Source organism: Mesorhizobium sp. M7A.F.Ca.CA.002.04.1.1, assembly GCF_004022805.1.
GTDB lineage: Bacteria > Pseudomonadota > Alphaproteobacteria > Rhizobiales > Rhizobiaceae > Mesorhizobium > Mesorhizobium ciceri.
Genome location: NZ_RZPL01000267.1, coordinates 1 through 6,936, shown reverse-complemented (window position 1 = coordinate 6,936; position 6,936 = coordinate 1). Strand labels below are relative to the sequence as shown.

Genomic DNA, 6,936 nt, shown 5'->3' with positions numbered 1-6,936 from the left:
GCGGTAGCGGGCGAGCAGATCCGACAGCACATAGCCGGCGACCAGCGAGGTGACGCCGAGCTGCAGCCGGCCGGCCGCCACCGCCTGCTCGCCGGAGAAAGAGCGACGCGCGTCGGAAACATCGGCGAGGATTTTCGTCGCATGGCGCAGGAACTGGTGACCCTTGTGGGTGATGTTGAGGCCGCGCGGGTGGCGTTCGAACAGTTCGACGCCGAGATCGCTTTCGAGTTCCTTGATCGCTTCGGTGACCGACGATTGCGAGATGGAGAGGTTCTGGGCGGCGCCCGAGACCGTGCCTTGCTCGGCAACGGCGATGAAGAACTGCAGCTGGCGGATGGTGAAAGCCATGCCCGGACTAAACACCGGCGGCCGAATGAAGGAAAGCCGACTGCAGAGCTTATCCCATGACCTGAGAGCTGGCGCTCAACCGAGCGCCAACTTGATGCGCCGCCGGCATGCGGGGCCATAGCGCAGCGCAAGCATGAATGCCGTCTCCAGAGCCACGACGATGACAATGATGCGCAGGCCCACCGTGAAGGAGTCCCGGCCGCTGCCGCGCAGCAGATAGCCGGTGGTGAGAAAGCCCGCGTTCCAGAACGTGGCGCCGAGCAGCGTCGCGGCCGCGAAGGGCAAAGCGGGCAGACAGAGTGCGCCGGCGGCGATCGGCAGGTAATTGCGCACAGTCGGGATGAACTGCGCCAGCAAGGACACCCGGACGTGATTGCGCCGATAGGCCTGGCCGAGCCTGCGGTAGGTCGCGTGACGCAGGAACACGTACTTGCCGAAACGCTCGACCAGCCTGTCGGCACGGTCAGGTCCAACCCGGCGGCCGACCGCATACCAGACAAGGCAGCCGCTGGCGGACGCAAGCGTCGTCACCATCAGCAGGATCGCCAGCGTCGAAGCATCCGGCGCCGCCGTCATGCCGAGGAACAGCAGCAGCACATGCGAGGGCGGAATTGGCAGGATCTTTTCGGTGAAGGCGAGGCAGAAAACGCCCAACAGACCGAAGCCGAGGATGGCTGCCAGCGGCCCCGTCATGCGAAGCGACATGGTGACGCCGACACCAAACGGTGCCACGGTCCATCTCTGGAGAAAAGACAAAGCATCAGGCAACCTTCATCCTGGATCCAACGCTTCGATCGGTCGGCGTGGCGTTTGCTGCAGTCAGCGTCGGACCCGAAATCCGTTGCATATGTCGGGTCCGACGCCTTGGCGCCGGCATACGAGGCGAATCGCGCACCGACTGGTTCTGTTTGCCGCGAATGGATTGCGTGGACATTGCGCCTCGGCGCGGACGAGACGTGTTTGACATCGACACCAATCGTAACTAACTAAGTTACATGAAGCGCAACAGCCGACTGTCCTCTACCCTGCACATTCTCGTCCACATGGCCGAGAAGCCCGAACAGGCGCTGACCTCCGAGCAGCTTGCCACCTTCATCCACACCAATCCGGTGGTGGTCCGCCGCACCATCGCAGGCTTGCGCGACGCCGGCATCGTCACCTCGTCGCGCGGGCACGGTGGCGGCTGGCTGCTCGGGCGGGCGCCCGAGAAAATATCCCTGGCCGAGATCAGCGTCGCCCTTGGCGAGACACTGCTGCCGTTCAGCACCGATCCGGAAAGCCCCGGCGGCCTCGTCGAGCAGGCGGTGATCGCCGTGCTCGACGATTTTCGCAACGCCGCCGAAAGGCTGCTGGCGGAGAAGCTGAGCCGCATCACGCTGGCTGACCTGACCGCCGATTTCCGCCGCCGTTTTGACCTCATTGGAGTCTCCAGCCATGCAGTATGATCTTGCCGTCGTCGGCGGCAGCTTTGCCGGCCTGTCCGCCGCCATCCAGGTGGCGCGGGCAGGACGCAAGGTGCTGGTGATCGACGCCGGCCGGCCGCGCAACCGCTTTGCCGAGCATTCGCACGGCTTCCTCGGACATGACGGGCGCGCGCCCGGCGCAATCCTGGATGACGCAAGGCGCCAACTACTGGCCTATCCGACAGCCAGGGTTGTCGACGGGCGCGCCGACAAGGCCCTTGCCGCTGGCAGCAGCGATTTCGAAATCACCACCGAGGGTGGCGAGACATTCGGCGCGGCACGGCTGGTACTGGCCACTGGGGTGCGCGATATCCTGCCGGAGGTTGCCGGGCTTGCCGAGCTCTGGGGAAAGAGCGTGCTGCACTGCCCCTATTGCCACGGCTACGAAGTTTCCGGCGGGCCGCTCGGCGTGCTCGCAACCGGTCCGATGTCCATGCATCAGGCACAGCTGATCACCGATTGGGGCGATGTCACGCTGTTCGGCAATGGCCTGTTCGAGCCTGACACAGAGCAGATGCGCGCGCTGGAGAGCCGAAAGGTGCGGTTTGAGCCCACCAGCGTTGCCGAGCTAGAGGAAGACGGCTCCGGCGGATTGATCGTCCACCTCGACGACGGCAGAAAGGCCGGCGTCAGGGCGGTGTTCACCGCTCCGCGCAATATCATGGCCAGCCCGCTGGCCGAACAGCTCGGCTGCGGCTTCACCGAAGGCCTCCTCGGCCCGGTGATATCAGTCGACGACAGGCAGCAGACGACCGTGCCCGGCGTCTACGCCGCCGGCGACGCGGCACGTTCGATGCACAACATCGCCCTTGCAGTATCGGGTGGCACCTTTGCGGGCGTCTGCGCCCACCAATCGCTGGTCTTCGGCTAGAACCCGGCTTCCGCGCCGGCGATGCTGAGCCGGGCGCCGGCCTGCGCAAGGGCGGCGGCCAGGTCGTGCGGCGGCGAGCGGTCGGTGGCGAGTTCGGAAAAGCTGTCGAAGCCGCAGACCTGGACCAGACCAAGACGGCCGAATTTCGAGTGATCGGTGATGACGAGGGACCGCTGGCCGCGCGACAGCACCATGCGGGCGAACTCGGCCTCATCCAGATCAAAATCCATGACGCCCATCACCGCGTCGACGCCCCCGGTGGAAATGATGGCGTGACTGACCGAGAAGCGACTGACAAAATCGATCGCCGAGGCGCCGAAAGCAGCACCGGAATCGCTGCGCAACTCGCCGCCGGCCATATAGACCTTGTTGCCGTTGATGGTGGCCAGCGTGCGGGCGATGTCCGAGGAATTGGTGACGACCGTCAGGCGCCGGTGGCCGAGCAGTTCACGCGCAAGGAACGAGGTCGTCGTTCCGGTGTCGAGCATGATGGATTCCCCGTCGCGGATGGTGGCGGCGACCATGCGGGCAATGACGCGCTTGGCGTCGGCGTTCTCACGCATGCGCCGCTCGAACGGCGCTTCGCCGATCATTGACGGCAGGCCGATGGCGCCATGCATCTTGAGGACAGAGCCATCACCGGTCAGCGGCTTGACGTCGCGGCGCACCGTCTCGAGCGACACGCCCAGCCGGTCGGCCAGACTGGCGATGGTGACGGTGCCCTCTTCCTGCAGGAGCCGCAGGATCTCGCCGTGTCGTTTGGACTGGGCCATCTGGTTTCCCGAACTGATGCTCTTGACCGATTCTAAGGTAATTCAATTGCTTTTAAAGGAACTACCTTATGCTTTCAGGCAAAATACCCAAAAAAAGTCACAGCTTTTTATTGACAAGCGGGAAACCCTGGCGTGAAATCAAAGACATTAACAGGCTTCAGATCTGCGACTGGGGGCAGAGCCGCAACTCAGCGATCAGGCCGTTTGGAACGTGCCTGTACAAGGAATTTTCAGATCCGCGGGGGCGGATGCCGGGCTCAAAAACCTGGCCAAGGGGCTCGTCGGTGCGGTGCGGGATACCGATCCTGGCGTCCCGCACCGACGAGATTATTTACGTTTCTCCCCGCCGTCGTTGCGCTGTTCACGGCGCCTTGTCGAAGCCCAGCAAACCAGGGATGATTCCGTGACCGCCGAAGACCGCATCCGCGCCCTGCCCTGCTGGACCGGTGGCATCGAGATCGCACCGCTGCCCGGCGGTCTGAGCAACGCGAATTATGTGGTCACGGACGCGGCGGGACGACACGTCGTGCGCTTCGGCAAGGACTATCCGTTCCACCATGTCTTTCGCGAGCGCGAGGTGATGACGGCGCGGGCGGCGCATGCCGCCGGTTTCGCGCCGGCCGTCCGCCATGCCGAACCGGGCATCATGGTCACAGAGTTTCTCGGCGCCAAGACCTATCTCGCCGAGGACGTACGCGCCAATCTTGGCCGCGTCGCAGCCCTGATGCGCGCCTTTCACCGGGAGATGCCCACTCACGTCTCCGGCGCCGGCTTCATGTTCTGGGTGTTCCATGTCATTCGCGACTATGCGCGCACGCTTGAAGAAGGCGGCAGCCGCAAGCGCAGCGACCTGCCGCGCCTGCTGACGCTGGCCGACGAACTGGAGCGCGCGCAGAAACTGCTGCCGATCGTCTTTGGCCACAATGATCTGTTGCCGGCCAACATTCTCGACGACGGCAACAGGCTGTGGCTGATCGACTTCGAATATGCCGGCTTCAACACGGCGATGTTCGACCTCGCAGGCGCCGCCTCCAACGCCGGCATGAGCGACGAGGAATCCTTCGCCTTCCTGACCGCCTATTTCATGAAGGAACCGGACGAAGCGATCCGCCGTTCGCACGCGGCCATGCAATGCGCCTCGCTGCTGCGCGAGGCGATGTGGAGCATGGTGTCCGAGCTCTATCTCGACGCGCCCGGTATCGACTACGTCGCCTACACCGAGGAAAACCTCGCCCGGCTCGACACGGCGCTGGAAAACTACAGAACGAAGTACGGGATGCAGAAATCATGACATTGCCGACCCAGGCCGCCATCGTCGTCATCGGCGGTGGCATCATCGGCTGTTCGACGGCTTATCATCTGGCGCGCGACCACAAGGCCGATGTCGTTCTGCTCGAACAAGGCAAGCTGACCTCGGGCTCGACCTGGCATGCCGCCGGCCTTGTCGGCCAGTTGCGCTCGTCGGCTTCGATCACCCGCGTGCTGAAATACTCCGTCGACCTCTACAAGGGCCTCGAGGCCGAGACCGGCCTTGCCACCGGCTGGAAGATGACCGGCTGCCTCAGGCTCGCCACCAATGCCGACCGCTGGACCGAGTACAAAAGGCTGGCGACGACGGCGAAAAGCTTCGGCATGGACATGCAATTGCTATCACCGGCGGAAGTCAAGGCAATGTGGCCGCTCATGGAAACCGGCGATCTTGTCGGCGCCTCCTGGCTGCCGACCGATGGCCAGGCGAGCCCCTCCGACATCACGCAGTCGCTGGCCAAGGGCGCGCGCATGCATGGCGCCAAACTGTTCGAGGATGTCCGCGTCATCGGCTTCGAAATGAAGGACGGCCGCATCACGGCGGTGAAGACCAACAAGGGCGACATTGCTTGTGACAAGGTGGTCAACTGCGCCGGCCAGTGGGCGCGGCAGGTCGGCGCCATGGCCGGCATCAACGTGCCGCTGCAGCCGGTGAAGCACCAGTACATCATCACCGAGAAGATCGACGGACTGGCGACCGACGCGCCGACCATCCGCGATCCGGACCGGCGCACCTATTTCAAGGAAGAGGTCGGCGGGCTGGTGATGGGCGGCTATGAGCCGAACCCGCAGGCCTGGGCTACTGGTCTCCCCGGCGGTGACGTCCCCAATGATTGGGAATTCAGGCTGTTCGACGATGATTACGACCATTTCGAGCAGCATATGAGCCAAGCGATCGCGCGCGTGCCGGCACTGGAAACCGTCGGCGTCAAGCAGATGATCAACGGGCCGGAGAGTTTTACGCCGGACGGCAATTTCATTCTCGGCACAGCGCCCGAATGCGCCAACATGTTTGTCGGCGCCGGCTTCAACGCCTTCGGCATCGCCTCGGGCGGCGGCGCTGGCTGGGTGCTGGCGCAGTGGGTGGTCGATGGCGAAGCACCGCTCGACCTGTGGGTGGTCGACATCAGGCGCTTTGCTAATTTGCACCGTGACCGTCAGTGGGTCTGCGACCGCACGCTGGAGGCCTATGGCAAACACTATACGATCGGCTTTCCGCATGAGGAGTATGCCAGCGGGAGGCCGCGCATCGTCTCGCCGCTCTACGACAGGCTGAAACAGCAAAATGCCGTGTTCGGCTCGAAGCTCGGCTGGGAACGGCCTAACTGGTTCGCGCCCGAAGGCGTCGAGCCGCAGGACATCTATTCGATGGGCCGGCAGAACTGGTTTGTGGCGGTCGGCGACGAACACCGGCATGTGCGCGAAAAAGTCGGCATCTTCGATCAATCCTCCTTCGCCAAATACGAGCTGAGCGGGCCCGATGCGCTGAAGGCGCTGGACTGGGTCTGCGCCAACGACGTCAGCAAGCCGGTCGGCCGGCTGACCTACACGCAGCTTCTCAACACACGCGGCGGCATCGAGGCCGATCTGACGGTGGCGCGGCTGGCCGAAGAGAAGTTCTACATCGTCACCGGCACAGGCTTCCGCACGCATGATTCCTCGTGGATCGGCGATCATATCGGCGAAGGGCTCGATGCCAGGCTTGTCGATGTCACCGAGGATTTCGGCACGCTGTCGCTGATGGGTCCTCGGGCGCGCGACGTGCTTTCGGCCGTGACCGAAGCCGACGTCTCAAACGTGAGCTTCCCGTTCGGCCATGTGCGTGAGATTGCCATCGCCGGCCACACAATTCGGGCGCTGCGCGTCACCTATGTCGGCGAACTGGGCTGGGAACTGCACGTGCCCATCGCGGCCACCGGCGAAGTCTTCGACGCGCTGATGGCGGCAGGCAAAAAGCACGACATCCGCCCGATCGGCTATCGGGCACTGGAATCGCTGCGGCTGGAAAAGGGCTATCGTGCCTGGGGCTCCGACATCACGCCCAACGACACGCCGCAGGAAGCCGGGCTCGGCTGGGCGGTCAAGCTGCGCAAGAACACGGATTTCATCGGACGGCGCGCGCTGGAGAAGACCGGCGGCACGGCAATGAAGAAACGCTTTGCCGGCTTCACGG

General features: G+C 64.0%; 7 protein-coding genes. 4 read left to right on the top strand and 3 right to left on the bottom strand.

Going from position 1 to position 6,936, the window contains the following annotated elements; all coding sequences use genetic code 11:
- Positions 1-348, bottom strand: a 348-nt coding sequence (locus ENZ75_RS15715; RefSeq protein ID WP_164887839.1) for a LysR family transcriptional regulator, incomplete at its 3' end; no start/stop codon positions are given.
- 75 nt (positions 349-423) lie between these two features.
- Positions 424-1,080, bottom strand: a complete 657-nt coding sequence (locus ENZ75_RS15710; RefSeq protein WP_081714289.1) for a DedA family protein — start codon at positions 1,078-1,080, stop codon at positions 424-426.
- A 263-nt stretch (positions 1,081-1,343) separates the two neighbouring features.
- On the opposite strand from ENZ75_RS15710, the gene ENZ75_RS15705 reads away from it, so the two are divergent.
- Positions 1,344-1,793 carry an Rrf2 family transcriptional regulator gene (locus ENZ75_RS15705; RefSeq protein ID WP_128278171.1) on the top strand — a complete coding sequence of 150 codons (450 nt, stop codon included), beginning with the start codon at positions 1,344-1,346 and terminating at the stop codon, positions 1,791-1,793.
- A complete protein-coding gene (locus ENZ75_RS15700; protein WP_063169920.1) occupies positions 1,783-2,682 on the top strand; it encodes an NAD(P)/FAD-dependent oxidoreductase in 900 nt (299 codons plus the stop codon). The genes ENZ75_RS15705 and ENZ75_RS15700 overlap by 11 nt, the downstream gene beginning before the upstream one ends.
- Here ENZ75_RS15700 and ENZ75_RS15695 read toward each other — a convergent pair.
- Entirely contained in the window at positions 2,679-3,455 is a 777-nt protein-coding gene (locus ENZ75_RS15695) for a DeoR/GlpR family DNA-binding transcription regulator (RefSeq protein WP_013528029.1), read from the bottom strand. The two genes, ENZ75_RS15700 and ENZ75_RS15695, sit on opposite strands and share 4 nt — an antisense overlap.
- A gap of 403 nt (positions 3,456-3,858) precedes the next feature.
- On the opposite strand from ENZ75_RS15695, the gene ENZ75_RS15690 reads away from it, so the two are divergent.
- Together ENZ75_RS15690 and ENZ75_RS15685 are read left to right on the top strand one after the other, a co-directional pair.
- Positions 3,859-4,746, top strand: a complete 888-nt coding sequence (locus ENZ75_RS15690) for a phosphotransferase family protein (RefSeq protein WP_063169919.1) — start codon at positions 3,859-3,861, stop codon at positions 4,744-4,746.
- On the top strand, positions 4,743-6,936 hold a 2,194-nt coding region (locus ENZ75_RS15685), incomplete at its 3' end, for an FAD-dependent oxidoreductase (RefSeq protein ID WP_164887838.1). The genes ENZ75_RS15690 and ENZ75_RS15685, both read left to right, overlap by 4 nt.

What these genes read in the sequence shown, in the direction of transcription:
- ENZ75_RS15700 (WP_063169920.1), top strand. Translation starts at nt 1,783, where the DNA reads ATGCAGTATGATCTTGCCGTCGTCGGCGGCAGCTTTGCCGGCCTGTCC.
- ENZ75_RS15695 (WP_013528029.1), bottom strand. Translation starts at nt 3,455, where the DNA reads ATGGCCCAGTCCAAACGACACGGCGAGATCCTGCGGCTCCTGCAGGAA.
- ENZ75_RS15705 (WP_128278171.1), top strand. Translation starts at nt 1,344, where the DNA reads ATGAAGCGCAACAGCCGACTGTCCTCTACCCTGCACATTCTCGTCCAC.